Origin of the sequence: Streptomyces sp. V4I2, from assembly GCF_030817655.1 — a bacterium.
GTDB lineage: Bacteria > Actinomycetota > Actinomycetes > Streptomycetales > Streptomycetaceae > Streptomyces > Streptomyces plumbiresistens.
On record NZ_JAUSZM010000003.1, the window covers coordinates 3,624,303 to 3,638,733 of the forward strand.

At 70.7% G+C, this 14,431-nt stretch carries 14 protein-coding genes; 5 read left to right on the forward strand and 9 right to left on the reverse strand.

Annotated elements, in window-relative coordinates:
- Positions 1–37: 37 nt before the first annotated feature.
- Both QFZ76_RS17330 and QFZ76_RS17335 read right to left on the reverse strand, forming a co-directional pair.
- On the reverse strand, positions 38–979 hold the full coding sequence (locus QFZ76_RS17330) for a sensor histidine kinase (protein WP_307674595.1): 942 nt from the start codon (positions 977–979) through the stop codon (positions 38–40).
- Positions 976–1,323, reverse strand: coding sequence for an STAS domain-containing protein (locus QFZ76_RS17335; RefSeq protein WP_373464520.1), 348 nt, complete (start codon positions 1,321–1,323; stop codon positions 976–978). Before QFZ76_RS17335 ends, QFZ76_RS17330 begins: the two co-directional genes overlap by 4 nt.
- A gap of 204 nt (positions 1,324–1,527) precedes the next feature.
- Between QFZ76_RS17335 and QFZ76_RS17340 the strand changes: the two genes are divergently transcribed.
- Positions 1,528–2,247, forward strand: a complete 720-nt coding sequence (locus QFZ76_RS17340) for an ANTAR domain-containing protein (protein ID WP_307674597.1) — start codon at positions 1,528–1,530, stop codon at positions 2,245–2,247.
- Positions 2,248–2,317: 70 nt separating this feature from the next.
- Positions 2,318–3,190, forward strand: coding sequence for an LLM class flavin-dependent oxidoreductase (locus QFZ76_RS17345; protein ID WP_307674598.1), 873 nt, complete (start codon positions 2,318–2,320; stop codon positions 3,188–3,190).
- Here QFZ76_RS17345 and QFZ76_RS17350 read toward each other — a convergent pair.
- The 3 genes from QFZ76_RS17350 to QFZ76_RS17360 form a co-directional block, all read right to left on the reverse strand.
- On the reverse strand, positions 3,159–4,343 hold the full coding sequence (locus QFZ76_RS17350) for a DUF2235 domain-containing protein (RefSeq protein WP_307674599.1): 1,185 nt from the start codon (positions 4,341–4,343) through the stop codon (positions 3,159–3,161). The genes QFZ76_RS17345 and QFZ76_RS17350 overlap by 32 nt on opposite strands.
- 13 nt (positions 4,344–4,356) lie before the next feature.
- Positions 4,357–5,220, reverse strand: a complete 864-nt coding sequence (locus tag QFZ76_RS17355; RefSeq protein ID WP_307674600.1) for a DUF6424 family protein — start codon at positions 5,218–5,220, stop codon at positions 4,357–4,359.
- Positions 5,221–5,380: 160 nt separating this feature from the next.
- A complete protein-coding gene (locus QFZ76_RS17360; RefSeq protein WP_373464308.1) occupies positions 5,381–5,941 on the reverse strand; it encodes a hypothetical protein in 561 nt (186 codons plus the stop codon).
- A 146-nt stretch (positions 5,942–6,087) separates the two neighbouring features.
- On the opposite strand from QFZ76_RS17360, the gene QFZ76_RS51750 reads away from it, so the two are divergent.
- Entirely contained in the window at positions 6,088–6,474 is a 387-nt protein-coding gene (locus QFZ76_RS51750; protein ID WP_373464309.1) for a hypothetical protein, read from the forward strand.
- Positions 6,475–6,508: 34 nt separating this feature from the next.
- On the opposite strand, the gene QFZ76_RS17370 is transcribed toward QFZ76_RS51750, so the two are convergent.
- The gene (locus QFZ76_RS17370) at positions 6,509–8,488 is read right to left on the reverse strand and encodes a heavy metal translocating P-type ATPase (RefSeq protein WP_307674601.1); all 1,980 of its coding nucleotides are present in this window, start codon (positions 8,486–8,488) and stop codon (positions 6,509–6,511) included.
- A gap of 132 nt (positions 8,489–8,620) precedes the next feature.
- On the opposite strand from QFZ76_RS17370, the gene QFZ76_RS17375 reads away from it, so the two are divergent.
- Positions 8,621–9,007 carry a metalloregulator ArsR/SmtB family transcription factor gene (locus tag QFZ76_RS17375; RefSeq protein WP_307674602.1) on the forward strand — a complete coding sequence of 129 codons (387 nt, stop codon included), beginning with the start codon at positions 8,621–8,623 and terminating at the stop codon, positions 9,005–9,007.
- 301 nt (positions 9,008–9,308) lie between these two features.
- Complete coding sequence (locus tag QFZ76_RS17380) at positions 9,309–9,890, forward strand: hypothetical protein (protein ID WP_307674603.1); 582 nt, start codon at positions 9,309–9,311, stop codon at positions 9,888–9,890.
- Positions 9,891–10,025: 135 nt separating this feature from the next.
- On the opposite strand, the gene QFZ76_RS17385 is transcribed toward QFZ76_RS17380, so the two are convergent.
- The 3 genes from QFZ76_RS17385 to QFZ76_RS17395 form a co-directional block, all read right to left on the reverse strand.
- The gene (locus QFZ76_RS17385; protein ID WP_307674604.1) at positions 10,026–11,510 is read right to left on the reverse strand and encodes a ricin-type beta-trefoil lectin domain protein; all 1,485 of its coding nucleotides are present in this window, start codon (positions 11,508–11,510) and stop codon (positions 10,026–10,028) included.
- Positions 11,511–12,360: 850 nt separating this feature from the next.
- Positions 12,361–13,179 carry an oxidoreductase gene (locus QFZ76_RS17390; RefSeq protein ID WP_307674605.1) on the reverse strand — a complete coding sequence of 273 codons (819 nt, stop codon included), beginning with the start codon at positions 13,177–13,179 and terminating at the stop codon, positions 12,361–12,363.
- Positions 13,180–13,510: 331 nt separating this feature from the next.
- Positions 13,511–14,386 (reverse strand): enoyl-CoA hydratase/isomerase family protein, encoded by an 876-nt coding sequence (locus tag QFZ76_RS17395; protein ID WP_307674606.1) that lies wholly within the window; start codon positions 14,384–14,386, stop codon positions 13,511–13,513.
- Positions 14,387–14,431: the final 45 nt, after the last annotated feature.

Sequence of the window (14,431 nt, forward strand, 5' to 3'; positions counted from 1 at the left end):
TGCGACACCGCCCGAGCAGATACGACCCCCGCTGACGTCAGCGCGCGAACCAGCACCGCACGGTCGTCCCGTCGACCCCCGTGTGCACCCGCACCAGATCGGCGAGCAGGTTGACCATGAGCAGGCCCCGTCCGCCGCGCTGATCGCGGGGGGCGGGCCGGCGGCCGGCCAGGGGGTCCGCCAGGCGGCCCTTGTCGTGGACCTCGCAGACCACGCGCTCGTCCTCGGCCCACACCCGCAGGGTGCCCGAACCGCCGCCGTGCACCACGCTGTTGGTGGTCAGCTCGGCGGTGACGAGGGCCAGGTCCTGCAGCCGGGTGCCGGCCAGACCGAGCCGCGCGGCCACGTCGGTGGCGACGTGCCGGGCCTGCGAGAGGGACTCCGTGTCGAAGGCGAAGGCCGGCACGCCGTCGACGGGCGGCAGCGGCTCGTTGTAGCGGTCCACGACGTCGTCGGGGTCGTACGCCCCGCTGTCCCGCTCCTGCCCCGCGCCCGCCTGGATGACGGTCGGGTGGGTGGCGTACGCGTCGGCGACGACCTCCGGTGCGAGGCGCCGGACGTCGTACGGACACAGGATGCTCACCGTGCGACCCTGGAAGGCCGCGTTGATCAGCGCCTCGTGCTGGACGCAGGCGGGGTACTCGGTCTCCGAGCGGCCCGCCCAGATGGGCTCGCCGATGATCCGCACCCGCTTGCCGGGCGGCTGGGCGTCGGCGAAGGCGCGCAGCACGCCGGGGATGATCCGGCCGGGGTTGCGCCCGGCCTCCCGCATGTCCAGGAGCCGTACGGCGTCGGCGTCGGCACCGAGCCCGTCCCGGATGAGCCGGAGGTTCTCGCCGGGGACGGCGACCGCCACGGGGTCGCCGGCGGCGAGGCCGGCGCGCACGAAGGACACCGTGCCCGCGAGGTACTCCTGCTCGTCGCCGTAGAAGAGGGCGGGGTGGACGAAGGGATCGAAGAGTTCGGCCGCGGCACTCATGACATCGACACCTCGATCGCCGAGAGGTCGGGCCAGAACATCTCCAGCACCCGTTGCAGGGTGTCCGGGGGCCGGTCCAGCACGATCCGCCGCCCGTCGCCCAGTTGCTGGGCTGCGGCGGCGAGCGCTCCGGCGCCGGCGACGTCGACGAAGGTCACGGACGACAGCTCCAGGTAGTAGACGTCTTGGTCCTCACGCACGGCCCTTTCCAGCGCGCGTTCCCACACCGAGTGCGTCGTCAGACCGACCTCCCCCGCCACGCGCAGCCCGCTGCGCTCGACCAGGGGGGACACCGTCAGCTCCGGGACCGCGCCCGCGGTCCCGGAGACGGTCAGGTATCGGATGCCCACACCGCCTCCCCACTTTTCCCGGACTCGATCGCACATACCCCGGACCGGACCGGCCATTCCCACGGCCGGTGTGTACTACGCCGTACGGCGGGCAGGCGCTCAGTCAGCACCGCCTGGCACCACCTGGCCGGCCGGGCGGACGGGGGCACGGGGGCAGGCAACGTCATGAAGGCTGTCGGTGATCTACAAGGCGGGGACATGACCTCAGCGGCACACACATCTCTCGCGGGGCGGATGAAGGCCCTGGTGATCGAGAGCCGCGTGGACGCGGGCCGAGCGGTGCTCGTTCCGCGCGGGGAGCTCATCCACGGATCGGCGGACGTCCTGGCGAAGGCACTGGCCGAGCTGCCGGACGGCATCGGCCGGCTGGAGCTGGACATGACCGAGGTGCGCTTCATGGACACGGCGGGACTGGAGTTCCTGGAGACCCTCGGCGACTACGGCCACCGGCACGGGATCCCGGTCATGACCGCGAACTGGGACGGCCAGCCGCGCCGGATCCTGGAGCTGGTCGGCCTGGACACCGCGGACCCGGTGCGGCCCGCGGACGGCGGATCCGCCCCCGAGCCACCGCACCCGCCCGCCTCCTCGGCGGTGGCCGTGGAACGCGCGGAACAACTGCGGCACCTCCAGCAGGAGGTCGACCAGCTCCGCCAGGCGATCGCCTCCCGTCCGGTGATCGACCAGGCGCGCGGCATCCTCATGGCCACCCATGCCTGTACGTCCGACGAGGCCTGGACCATCCTCCGCGAGGCCTCCCAGCTCTCCAACACCAAGCTCCGCACGGTCGCCGCGGCGGTCACCGCCAGCACCGGCACCGACGGCCCGCCACCCCCGGAGGAGCTCCGCACGGCCCTGCGCACGGCGGTGGCACGGCGGTGGCACGGCGCGGCCGGTGACAGCTCGGGGCGGCCCTGATCCGGGCGTTGATCCTCTCGTACGAATACGGCGTTGATCCGTTCCTCGGCCGGGGCATAGGTTCCGACGCATGACGAACCTTCGGATCGGTGTGATGTACGACCGCGACTGGGCCCCGGAGGGGCTGCCCGGGTTCGCACGGCAGGCCGAGGCGCTCGGTGTGGACGACCTGTGGGTGGTCGAGGACCTCGGCTGGAACGGCGGGGTGTCGGCGGCGGCCGTGGCGCTGGGCGCGACGGAGCGCCTCCGGGTCGGTATCGGCATCACACCCGCCCCGTTGCGCAGCCCGGCCCTGCTGGCCATGGAGCTGGCGACACTGGCCCGGGTGTTCCCGGGACGGCTGGTGGCCGGGATCGGGCACGGGGTACGGGGGTGGATGGTCTCGGTGGGCGTCGCGCCGGGTTCACCGCTGGCCCTGCTGGAGGAGACGATCACCTCCGTGCGCGCGCTGCTGCGCGGGGAGCGCGTCGAACTGGCGGGCCGGGAGGTGCGCCTGGACGGCATCCAGCTGGTGCACCCGCCCGCCGAAGTACCGCCGGTGGTCGCGGGCGTGGTCCGTTCCCGCTCGCTGGAGCTGTCCGGCCGGGTCGCGGACGGCACGCTGATCGCCGAGGGGCACGGCCCGCGCGACCTGGAGAACACCCGGGCGCTGACCGCCAAGGGCGGAGCCGCCGCCGACCACACGCTGACCGTGCTGTCCTTCTGCTGCGTCGGCGAGGACCCCGACCAGGTGGCCCGGACCTTACACCCGGTCACCGAGGGCCAGGGCGCCTGGCTCGGCCGCCCGCAGGACGAGGTGTTCACCGTCTCCGGCCGACCGGCCCAGGCCGCCGCCCACGTCCAGGACCTGGCAGCGGCGGGGGCGGACACGGTCGTACTCCGGGTCATCGGCCCCGAGCCGCTGGACCAGCTCAAGGCCGTACTGGGGGCACTGGGACGCTGAACGCCGCGTCACCCCGGCTGAGCGCCTCCGTCACCCCCGGCCCGATCACCGGTTGCGTCCACCCCGGGTCCGCCCAGCGGGCCAGGTCGTCCGGGTCGGGGAGGCCGCGGCGGTATCCCCGGTCCTGCTGCTGCCGGACCCGGACGCTCGCGTGGAACACCGCGTCCTCGGGCACGGCACGCGACCGCCTGCCTGCGAGGAACCAGAGCGGGCCGTTGCGGTGGACGGGGGCGCCGGCGAACTCCTTGGTCAGCGCCGTCGCCTCGGCGTAGGCACCGGCCCGGAAGAGCAGGTCCTCGTGGACGCCGTCGACGATCCACTTGAGGGTGACGGTGGAGAGCAGGGGGTCGCCCTTCGCGTGGTCGAAGGTGCCGCCGACATCGGAGTGCACCCCGGCGAACCAGACCTCCTCGAGGGTGTCCCGGGTCAGCTGCGGCCGGGGTTTGACGAGGTACTCGCGGTAGGGACGGCGCCGCTCGTCGAGGGACACGGCGTGCCGGATGCGGGCGGCGTTGGGCAGGGAGCGGGTGTAGGGCCACTGCAGATTGCCCAGGCGGAGGATGCCGGCCGCCTTCACGGTGTCCCAGAGCCCCAGGTAGGCGACCGGCACGGCGTAGCGCGAGACCTGCTTGGAGTCGTTGCGCTTGACCGTCTCCCACAGCGGGTCCGTGTGGGTGTGCCGGCAGAAGGCCCGCGAGAACCGCGCGACCTCCTGCTGGCTGCGGTCGATGTCGTGGTTGAAGGCGTACTTCGCCACGGCGTACGGGACGAGGTTCTCGGCTCCGGGGCGCATGAGCCCCGGCTTGTTGAGCATCCCGACGAGTGCGCGGGCCGTGTAGGCGCCGCGGCTGAATCCGAAGACGTACACGCGGTCGCCCGGCTCCCAGTGCCGCATCAGATAGGTGTAGGCCTCGGCGAGGTTGGCCCTGAGCCCGGTCCCGAAGGCGAGGCCGCTGAGCCGGGAGAGCCGGTGGCCGAGCGGCCCGCGCGCGCCGGCCGACGACATGGTGCCGACGCCGGGGTCGTAGTAGAGGAGCTGGTGCGAGGGGTCGTCGGTGCTGAGCATCTCGTACAGCTTGACCACGTTGGTGGGGTTGCGGGCGCCGACCTGGTTGCCCGTTCCGTCGAGGCAGATGACGATGTTGCGCGGCATGATCGCTCCTCGCCTAACCGACGGGCGGGGTGGACGCGGTGTCCGCCCCGAGCGGTATCTGCTGCTCGAACGCCGCCAGGGCCACCGGGCTGTCCGGCGCGGCGACCGCCATCATGCGGCGCCGCTGAGCCTCCGCCAGGACGTCCCCGGCCGGGGTGCCGTGCCGGGCGTGGACGATGCGCACATGGCCGTCACCGGAACCCCGGCGGTCCACCGGAGCGACGCCGGCGTGGGTGCCGTCGGGCAGCGTGACCCACAGCTGGAAGTCGTCGAACTTGAAGAAGTCCGCGGACTTGGTCGGCCAGGGGTAGTGGTGTTCGCCGGCCGCCTTGGGCAGAACCCCCGAGTGGTGCGGGTTGCTCATCGGCACGCACGCGTTGAACAGCGAGTCCGTCCAGGCCTCGACGCTGTCGGCATCGGTGACGGGCCTGCTCAGGAGGTCACGTGCGCGCTTGTAGCCGAGGGCGTCCAGCGCCGGAAGCGTGAACGGGAAGGCGGCCACGAGGTCGGCGGCCTCCTGGCGGAGCCGGTCGATCTTCGCCGGGTCGGCGCAGAACTGCATGCTCCATTCGATGCCGACCCGGGCCCGGTACATCCGCCAGCCGCTTCCCGTCATGACCCAGAGGCTGCCGCCGTGGTGCATCTCGTGGGGCCCCGGCCCGTACGGCGCGTCGGCCCCGGCGGCGCTCAGCTCCTCGAGGATCTTCTTGACCACCTTCTTGGCGGCGCGGAAGTGGCCGGACACGGAGCGCTCCGGATGCCTGACGATGCGTATCTTCCAGGGGCGGGTTTCCCCATGGGTGTGGTCCACCTCGAGGAGAGCACCCGCCCCCGGCGCCGCACCCCCCGGTACTGCCACGGAACCGGCGTCAGCCATGGCCGGCCTCCTTCGGTCGGCGGCCCCGCACGCCATGACCGCGCCCGAGCGCCGCTCCCTCCATCGTGCAGCGCCCAGGCGACGGCGTCGACTTGTGGGCGTTCCGTCGCACAGAAACTACGCCCGTCACCGCGACTTGACGGGATGACAGCCGCTACGACTACGACGCGCTCGGCGCCGGAGTCGGCCCGATGCCCCGCAGTTGCTGAATGGTCCCGCCGAGCTTGGTACGGAACCGCTCCAGCATCTCCGGCTCCTTCGCACTGACGATCCACCGCGTGCCGACCAGGTACTTGCCTCCGTAGACGGCGGCGGAATCCAGCCAGGTCTGTTTGTACTTCTCCTCGGGGAAGGTGGTGATGAGGTAGTCGACCTCCTTCGTGTGGCAGAGGCCCTGGCGCAGTTCGGCCGCGTCGATGCGGATCTCGGGCTTGCAGCCGGTCAGGTTGGCGATCACCTCGACCTTCGCCGGGGCCACGACACCGGCCGCGGGGGCCGCGGATATCTCCGACGGCTTGTCGCTCGCCGTTGCGCCGTCCGCATCCCCACCGGTGCAGGCCGTGACCAGGGGAAGAAACGCCAGACTCGCGGCCAGCGCGGCGCCGCGTACGAGACGGGCAGCGGGTGGCGTACGTCCGGTGCGTCCTCGCTGTGCCTGCGCTGCGTGCGCTGCGTGCGCTGGCTGCTCTGGCTGCTCTGCCTGCTCCAGCTCGTGTGACACGTGCCTCTCCGTATCCGGCTGTCCCTGCCCGCACCAGCGGCCGGGCGTTCGACAAGGGGTACGGGTGACCGCCGGGGGCTGTTCACGCCCTGGGGGGAGCGGGGCGTCGGGGGCGGAAAATCTCCCTGCCACGGGTGCCGCCGACGATGCCGGACACCTTCTTGGCGACCCGGCGGACGGTGACGGTGGACAATCGCACCTCGCTGCTGGACCTGGCCGACGGCGATGAACCGGGCGCCCTGCAGCAGGCGTTCATCGACCAGGACTCCTTCCAGTGCGGCTCCTGCACGCCCAGCGCGAGTACCCGGCAGTTGCCGGGCGTTCGCCGCACGGGCCCCTGTACTCCGAGTCGCCTCGGGGGCAAGGGCCATGCCTTGACGACGATGACGCCGACCCTGCTCGCACGCGTCCGGGCAGTTCACCGCCCGGACCTGGGCGGCGGATCCCGACTCCGCCTTCAGCCGGGCAGCCGGGCGGCGTGGTCGACGCCGGGGACCCTCGGCGTCCCGCAGTGGCGGCCCGGCATACGGTGACCGTGCGCCGCCTGGGCGGGAGCCCTGCAGCGGCTCACCCGGCGGCCCGCCGCCAGGCCGACTCGCGCAGCAGCCGCAGTCCGTTGAGGCCGACGATGACGGTGGAGCCCTCGTGGCCGGCGACGCCGAGCGGCAGTGGCAGGTGGCCGGCCAGGTCCCAGACGACCAGGACGGCGATGAAGACCCCGGCGATGACGAGGTTCTGCACGACGAGCTTGCGGGCCCGGCGGGACAGGGCGATCACGGCGGGCACGGTGGCGAGTTCGTCGCGGACGATCACCGCGTCGGCGGTCTCCAGGGCCAGGTCGGAGCCGGCCCGGCCCATGGCGACACCGGTGTGCGCGGCGGCGAGCGCCGGGGCGTCGTTGACGCCGTCGCCGACGACCATCACCCTGCGGCCGCCGTCCTCCAGCTCCCGGACCGCCCGCACCTTGTGCTCCGGCAGCAGCCCGGCCCGTACCTCCTCGATGCCGACCTCGGCGGCGAGGCGGGCGGCGGCGCGAGGATTGTCGCCGGTCAGGAGCAGGGGTGCGGTCCCGGTGAGGGAGGCGAGCGAGGCCACGGTCTCCCGCGCGTCCGGTCGGAGCCGGTCGGCGATGCCGAGCACGCCGGCCGGAGCACCGTCCAGGGTGATCAGCACGGCGGTCGTGCCACCCTCCTCCAGCTCACCGGCGAGCACCACCGCGCGGGCGGAGGCGGCGTCGGTGGCCTCGTTCAGCAGCCGGGCCGGGGCGCCGACCATGACCGCGCGCCCGTCGACGGTGGCCGTCACCGCGACGCCCGGCGTCGAGTCGAAGCCCTCCGCCGGGGCGAGCGCGAGCCCGCGTTCGCGCGCCGCGGCGACGACCGCCCTGGCCAGGGGGTGCTCGCTCGGGTTCTCCGCCGCCGCCGCGAGGGCCAGCAACTCGCCCTCGTCCAGGCCGGATCCGGGGAACGGCCGGATGTCGGTGACCCGCGGGGTGCCCTCGGTGAGCGTGCCCGTCTTGTCCAGCGCCACCGCGTCGACCTGCCCGAGCCGCTCCATCACCACGGCCGACTTGACCAGTACACCGTGGCGGCCGGCGTTGGCGATGGCCGACAGCAGCGGCGGCATCGTCGCCAGCACGACCGCGCAGGGCGACGCCACGATCATGAAGGTCATCGCCCGCAGCAGCGAGTCCGTGAGGTTCGCTCCGAAGGCGAGCGGCACGAGGAACACGGCGAGGGTCGCGGCCACCATGCCCAGCGAGTAACGCTGTTCGACCTTCTCGATGAACAACTGGGTCGGCGCCTTGGTCTCGGACGCCTCCTCCACCATCCGCACGATCCGTGCGATCACCGTGTCGGAGGCGTCCCGCTCGACCCGTACCCGAAGCGCGCCGGTGCCATTGAGGGTGCCGGCGAAGACCTCGTCGCCCTTCTCCTTCGTCACGGGAAGGGGTTCACCGGTGATGGTCGCCTGGTCGACGTCGCTCGCCCCGTCGAGCACGCGGCCGTCGGCGCCGATGCGTTCACCGGGGCGTACGAGGATCGTGTCGCCGACGCACAGGTCCTCGACGGCGACGGTCGCCTCGCTGCCCTCGTCCGCGACGCGGGTGGCGGTCTCGGGTGCCAGGTCGAGCAGTCCGCGCACCGAGTCGGCGGTGCGGGCGGTGGCCAGCGCCTCCAGGGCGCCCGAGGTCGCGAAGATCACGATCAGCAGGGCGCCGTCCATGACCTGCCCGATCGAGGCCGCGCCCAGCGCGGCGACGATCATCAGGAGGTCGACGTCGAGGGTCTTCTCCTTCAGCGCCTGAAGGCCGGCCCAGCCCGGCTCCCAGCCGCCGGTCGCGTACGACAGCGCGTACAGCGGGCCCCACGCCCAGGCCGGAGCGCCGGTCAGCTGGAGAGGCAGCGCCAGCAGGAAGAAGGCGGTGGCGGCAGTCGCCCAGCGCGCCTCGGGGAGGGCGAGGACCCGGGTACGACGCCGGACCGCGTCACTTGCGCGCGAGGGCGCGGCCCGGTCGGCCGTGGGCGGGGTGAGGGTGGAGGTCATCGGAGCGGAAGTCCTTCACGACGGCATGACGGAGTAACGGCAGCCGGAAACCCGGCGCCGCTCACTCCACCGTACAGGACCACATGAAGACCCATTCATACGTTCATGGGCGTCTCTCCGTAGGATGAGGGCATGGGCCACGGAGCTGACGCCAAGACCACCGCCACCGCACGCGAACGCCTGGAGACCGTGGGCGCCGCCGACGTGGCCGCCACGCTCCAGGCCCTCGCCACCCCGTCCCGGCTCCGGATCCTGGCGCGCCTCCAGGAGGGTCCGTGCGCGGCGACCGAACTCGCCGACGCCGTCGGCATGGAACAGTCCGCCTGTTCGCACCAGTTGCGTCTGCTGCGCAACCTCGGTCTGGTGACCGGCGAGCGCCGGGGCCGCTCGATCATCTACGCCCTGTACGACAACCACGTCGCCGAACTCCTGGAGCAGGCCCTTTACCACGTCGAGCACCTGCGCATGGGCCTGCGGGACGCCGCCCCGGCCCCGGCGGTCGTGGCCGAGACACGCTGAACCGCGAGCGGGTCAGCTCACCCGGGTACAGGCACCGGCTTCGGCGTCAGCTGCCGGCACGGCGCAACCAGGCCACCGACCCGGCACACAGCGGCCCGGCGCCGGCCGACGCCGCCCACCCCGCACCGCCTGCCCGCCCGCCCGGACCAGTTGTCCGGCCGCGTCTCCATAGCACCCGCCGGAAGCCGGCGTGGCGCGTCGCCTTCTCAGAAGTTCTCGGCGGCCATGCTCTCGGAACCGTCCGGATGATTCCACCCACCTCGGGTAGTCCTGCCACAGGCGACCCCGGAGGTGCAGTCCCATGACCGCCACGACACGGCGCGGGGCCTGGGCGACGGCTTCCGCCGTCACCCTTGTCCTCGCCCTCGCCCTCGCCCTCACCAGCGCCTGCGACAGCGGTGGCGACGGCGACGACACAGCCCCCTCGACGCGTACGCCCGCCACCGCCCCGCCCGACCCGACAACGGCCGCCACGTCACCGCCGGCGTCCCGATCCCCCACGCCGACCGGCACGGCACCGGAGGACCCGGTGGAGGCCGAGAAGGAGATCAGGGAAGCCTGGCGGATCCTCTTCGCCCCGGAGTCATCAGTCGACGAGCGAAGCGACGTCATCGAGGACGGCTACGAGAACGCGCTGATGACCGAGAACCTCTTCGCGGACCCGCTCGGCAGTCGCCTCCGCGCCGACGTGACCTCGGTGTCGTACACCTCGTCCCTCAGTGCCGACGTCCGCTACACCCTCACGCGCGAGGGCCGTCGGCTGGACACCGGCGGCCCGGGAGCGGCCGTCTTCCAGGACGACACCTGGAAGGTGGCGCTGCAAACGGTCTGCGATCTGACACGGCACGCGAAGGACGCTCCGCAGGCGCCGAGCTGCGAGTGATCGACCACGCTTGTCCGCCGACGTACACCACGCCGTAGCGGCTGGTGGTCCGCGCGGGAACCGCACGGGCCCGGCGAGGGTACTCGCCGGGCCCGTGCGGTTCGGATCAGTGGTCGAGGGGAACAGACACCGGCATCAGCTTCTGGTCCACTGCTGGTTACTGCTTCCGTTGCAGTACCAGACATCGACCGCCGTGCCGTTGCCGGTGCCCGCTCCGGCCGCGTCCAGGCAGAGCTCCGGGTTCGCGACGCTGGTCACGGTGAGGTCCGCGTTCAGATTCCACTGTTGTGCCGCCGCGCCGGTGCAGTCGGAGATGACCACGGGGTCTCCCGCCGTGGCTCCGGTGCCTCCCACCGTCATGCACTTGTTGCCGTAGACGGTGAGTTGTTTGTCCGCGTCCCAGTTCCAGGACTGGTTGCCGCCGTCGTTGCAGTCCCAGAGGTCGAGTTGGGTGCCGTTGGTCGTGCTGAAGCCGGGCACGTCGACGCAGCGGTTGGAGCCCACTCCGCGCAGGACCTCGCCGGGAGGCGCGGGCGGCAGGTCGTTGACGGGCGGGGTCGTGCCGAAGCCGTAGCCCCAGCGCAGCAGGGCGACTCCGGTGGCGCTGTTGTCCACCAGGTTGCCCTCGGCGTCCAGCGACTCGATCGAGTAGGCGTCGTCGAACCTCAGCCCCGGCCAGTAGACCAGTCCCATCCCCTTGCTGCGGGCGGTGTTGGCCACGGCCGCGAGATACGAGGTGTAGACGTTGCCGTTCCACGCGCCGTAGTTCAGACCGGTGGTCATCGGGGAGCCGGCCTCGTCGATGATGGTCCGGCCGGCGTACTTGCCGATGCGGGCTTCGAGGTCGGCGGTCCAGTCCGCCTGCTGGGTGTAGCTGGCCCAGAAGCCGTAGAAGTGCAGCGACAGCAGCGTTCCCCGCAGTTCGGGTGCCGCGCCGACACCGGTGACGTTGTCGTTGTAGCCGGTACCGCTGATCACGACCCGGCCGCGCGGGACGTCCTTGTGCTGGGCGAGCCAGCCACTGGTGACGGACACCCACTGGTCCAGGGTGTAGCCGTGCGGTTCGTTCATGGGCTCGAAGTAGACCCGCGGGTTGTTCTTGTACTCCCGCACCACGGTGTTCCACATCGTTTTCCAGGCGGCCGTGTCGTCGACCAGGCCGTCCTTGCTGGTGTTGGCCTCCCAGTAGCTGACGATGACCTTGTCACCGTAGGCCGTGGCCGCGTCGATCGTCGCCCGGTACGACTTCCACCAAGTGGTGCCCACGCTGGCCGGGTTGATCGGTAGTCGCAGCGTGTTGGCGCCCAGGTTCTTCTTGAAGCCGCGCACCATGTGACCCGTGGTGCGGTACACGGTGCGGTAGTCGTCGGTCACCGACAGCCCGCTGGGCACCACGGCGTCACTGGCGTAATTGTCTCGCGGGTCTGCCCAGTTCACCCCGCGGAAGTCACTGGTATCGCCCTTCGGCGCGGTCTTCACCGCCGCGTACGAGCCGTCCGCCGTCTCGGCTGCCGACTGGGCGAGGGCGGGGGCGGGGGTGGTCAGGAACAGGAGTGTCGCGCCGAAGCCGGCCATGAGCACACTGGCCAGTCTTCTCGACCGCGTCGGGGTCTTGGTCATGTCGTCTCCAGTGACGGGAATCGCGGAGGGCGGAGTGCGGGTTCGCCACCTGAGCCGAGGCAGTGATGAACCAGGGTCCGGATACAGACACTCGGACCCGCGTAAATCGGCAATGGTTACGTAACCATTGCCCGGACACTGGCACGACGCCTGCACTGGTGACAAGACCCGTGACGGTTCCGAATACGACGGGGCGTCTGGGTCCACTGAGGACGGTGGGGCGGACGGTGGGGCGGTTGAGGGCGGAGTCGTGGGGATCGGTGCAGTCTGCCCATCCGAGGACGGCAGCGGGTCCACGGCGGTGCAGCGGTCGCTGCAGCCGTCGTAGTCATGGGCGCGCAAGTCGTACCGACCGCTGATGTGTCAAGGCGTACATCGACTGGTCCCCGATCCGCCGGTCACGCCAGGACCGCACTCACTCAGGCACGCGAGGGCAGTTCGGCATCGGCAGCCCACGACCGCAGAGGGGCACATTGCCGCAGCCCGCTTCTCGGCAGTAACCACGCTCCTCGCCCACCGCGGCACTGACCACCAACGCCCTGGCCATGGCCATGGCCATGGCCATCGGCAACCGCTCCCCGCGGCCGGGCGGCACCATCATCCACTCCGACAGTGAGTGTCCACGGAGTGCAGTTCGGGTCCTGGGCATTCACCCAGCGCGCGAGGGCCTCCGGGCTGCTGCCCTCGATGGGCTCGATCGGAACTGCGTGGCGGACCCGGCTGGGGCTGTCCACCACGCTCTTCGAGTACCTGGAAATCTTCCACAACCGCCGGCGCAGACACTCCGCGCCGGGCATGCTCGGCCCGGCGGAGTACGAACTCCGCACCCCGCCATTTCAGGCTGCGGATCTCAGCCGGCGAGCTTGTTGCTCTTGCGGATCTGTCCGTCGAAGACCCCGGCGGGAAGGATACGGTGCGCCGCGCTGAGGAGCCGGGCGCTCCGGCCGGCGGTGTAGCGCACCTTCGGCTTGGAGCCGGTGGCGGCCGCGACGATCGCCTTCGCGACGATGGCGGGATCGTCGCCTTCCTCGTTGACCGCCAACGCCACCTGATCGGCGATGCGCCGCTGCTCCGCATAGATGTCCATGGGCATGTCGGGCTCGACGGTGTTCGCCTCGAACGAGGATTTGGTACCGCCCGGCTGGACGATGAGGGCCCGGACCCCGTGTTCGCGTATCTCGTGGTCCAGGGACTCGGTGTACCCCTCGAGCGCATGCTTGGACGCCGAGTAGGTGGCCATGTAGGGCGCGGGGAGGAACCCGAGGACGGACGAGATGTTGATGATGCGCCCGCTTCCCTGGGCGCGCATGTGCGGGAGAACGGCCTTGGCCATGCGCATCACACCGAAGACGTTGATGTTGAAGAGGCGCTGGGCCTGCGCGAGAGAGTTCTCCTCGGCGGCGCCCGAGGAGCCGATGCCCGCGTTGTTGACCAGGACGTCGATCCGCCCGAACCGCTCGATCACCTGCTCGACCGCGGCAGCGACCGAATCGTCGCTGCCCACGTCGAGGGCGAGGAACGTCACGCCGTCACGACGGTCGGCCCCCGACGTCTTCCGGCTCGTTCCCACCGTCTCGAAACCCGCTGCGACGAGCGCGAGGGCGGCCGCCTTTCCGATACCGGTGGACGCGCCTGTCACGAGTGCCACCGGTCGGGTTGCTGTAGCCATTGTGGCCTCCAGAGCCAATTGAATTATGACCATAATACTAAGCGGGAGAGCGAGTGGTTGGCAAGTGCTCTTGGGACCGCAGACGGTGAAGGGATCCGGAGGCGCCCCAGCTCGGTCAACCGTGATGTGCAGGGCGGACCATCAAGAACTACAGCTGCCGGGACTGACAACCGTCGACATCTCCACCGTCACCTCCACTGGAGACAACCTGCTGTCAACGGCGGCGGCGCTCCACGTTTCGTACGGCTTCGCTGTCATCGCCGCCTCAAAACACCCGTCAGTCATTCGGCCCGTCGCACCGTTCCGCATGCGTCCCGACAATCGACCCGATCTACTCGCTTGGGCTACCTCCGAGTCGCCCGGCGGCGAGTGCTCGCGTGTACGTCTCACGATTCAACAGAGGGAGCTCGCCAGTGGCGTCCGTGGTGGCGATGTATGCAAGCATCCGCCCCTGAGCTTCCTTCGATTGATCTCTGACCAGGAACTCGGCGTGCTCGAACTGCAAGCCGTCCTCGAGCGACAGGGTGCTGCCGAAGTAGATGGATCGTTTGATGGCTCCGAGGGACTTCTTCGAGCGCAGGCTCAGATACTTTGCGCGCTCGATCGACCGTGCGAGGACCTTTTCCTGTGGCACCACTTCGTCGACCACACCGAGCGAGAGAGCCTCTGCAGGCGTGAACGGCCTGCCTTCGAGAATGGAGAGCAACGCCTGCTGAGTACCGATCAGACGAGGCAGTCGCTGAGAGCCGCCGCCACCCGGTGTCAGTGCGAGCAGGACTTCTGTCAGGCCGATGGCATGCTCCCCGTCTGCCATGATGCGCAGATCACAGGCAAATGCCAGTTCCGCGCCGACGGCAAGTGCCGACCCGTTGAGCGCCGCGACGAAGATGGTGCCGCTTGCATTCATCTTCAGGAAGGTGGCATGGAAGCCGTCGAGCTGCAGAAGTGTCTTGAGCCGGGTCATCCCCGCGAGCGTTCTGACGACCGGCACTCGGTTGATGAGTCGCGCCGTGCGCGTTGCGAGCTTGGCCACGCGCGTGTTGATCGGCGGGAATCCAGTGCCACCTTTTTGTAGCCAGCGCACATCAGAATGACTCAAGAAGCGGTCAGGATGCGTACCGGTGAAGACGACCGCGCGGATGTCCGGATCGCGGTCTGCACGATCGACCAACTCTTTCAGCTGCTTGGACATCTCGGGATCGAACACCGCATGCGGGCCTCCGTCGAGACGAGCGACAAGCACCCCTGCGTG

What these genes read in the sequence shown, in the direction of transcription:
- QFZ76_RS17330 (WP_307674595.1), bottom strand. Translation starts at nt 979, where the DNA reads ATGAGTGCCGCGGCCGAACTCTTCGATCCCTTCGTCCACCCCGCCCTC.
- QFZ76_RS17340 (WP_307674597.1), top strand. Translation starts at nt 1,528, where the DNA reads ATGACCTCAGCGGCACACACATCTCTCGCGGGGCGGATGAAGGCCCTG.
- QFZ76_RS17345 (WP_307674598.1), top strand. Translation starts at nt 2,318, where the DNA reads ATGACGAACCTTCGGATCGGTGTGATGTACGACCGCGACTGGGCCCCG.
- QFZ76_RS17350 (WP_307674599.1), bottom strand. Translation starts at nt 4,343, where the DNA reads ATGCCGCGCAACATCGTCATCTGCCTCGACGGAACGGGCAACCAGGTC.
- QFZ76_RS17355 (WP_307674600.1), bottom strand. Translation starts at nt 5,220, where the DNA reads ATGGCTGACGCCGGTTCCGTGGCAGTACCGGGGGGTGCGGCGCCGGGG.
- QFZ76_RS51750 (WP_373464309.1), top strand. Translation starts at nt 6,088, where the DNA reads ATGCCGGACACCTTCTTGGCGACCCGGCGGACGGTGACGGTGGACAAT.
- QFZ76_RS17370 (WP_307674601.1), bottom strand. Translation starts at nt 8,488, where the DNA reads ATGACCTCCACCCTCACCCCGCCCACGGCCGACCGGGCCGCGCCCTCG.
- QFZ76_RS17375 (WP_307674602.1), top strand. Translation starts at nt 8,621, where the DNA reads ATGGGCCACGGAGCTGACGCCAAGACCACCGCCACCGCACGCGAACGC.
- QFZ76_RS17380 (WP_307674603.1), top strand. Translation starts at nt 9,309, where the DNA reads ATGACCGCCACGACACGGCGCGGGGCCTGGGCGACGGCTTCCGCCGTC.
- QFZ76_RS17385 (WP_307674604.1), bottom strand. Translation starts at nt 11,510, where the DNA reads ATGACCAAGACCCCGACGCGGTCGAGAAGACTGGCCAGTGTGCTCATG.
- QFZ76_RS17390 (WP_307674605.1), bottom strand. Translation starts at nt 13,179, where the DNA reads ATGGCTACAGCAACCCGACCGGTGGCACTCGTGACAGGCGCGTCCACC.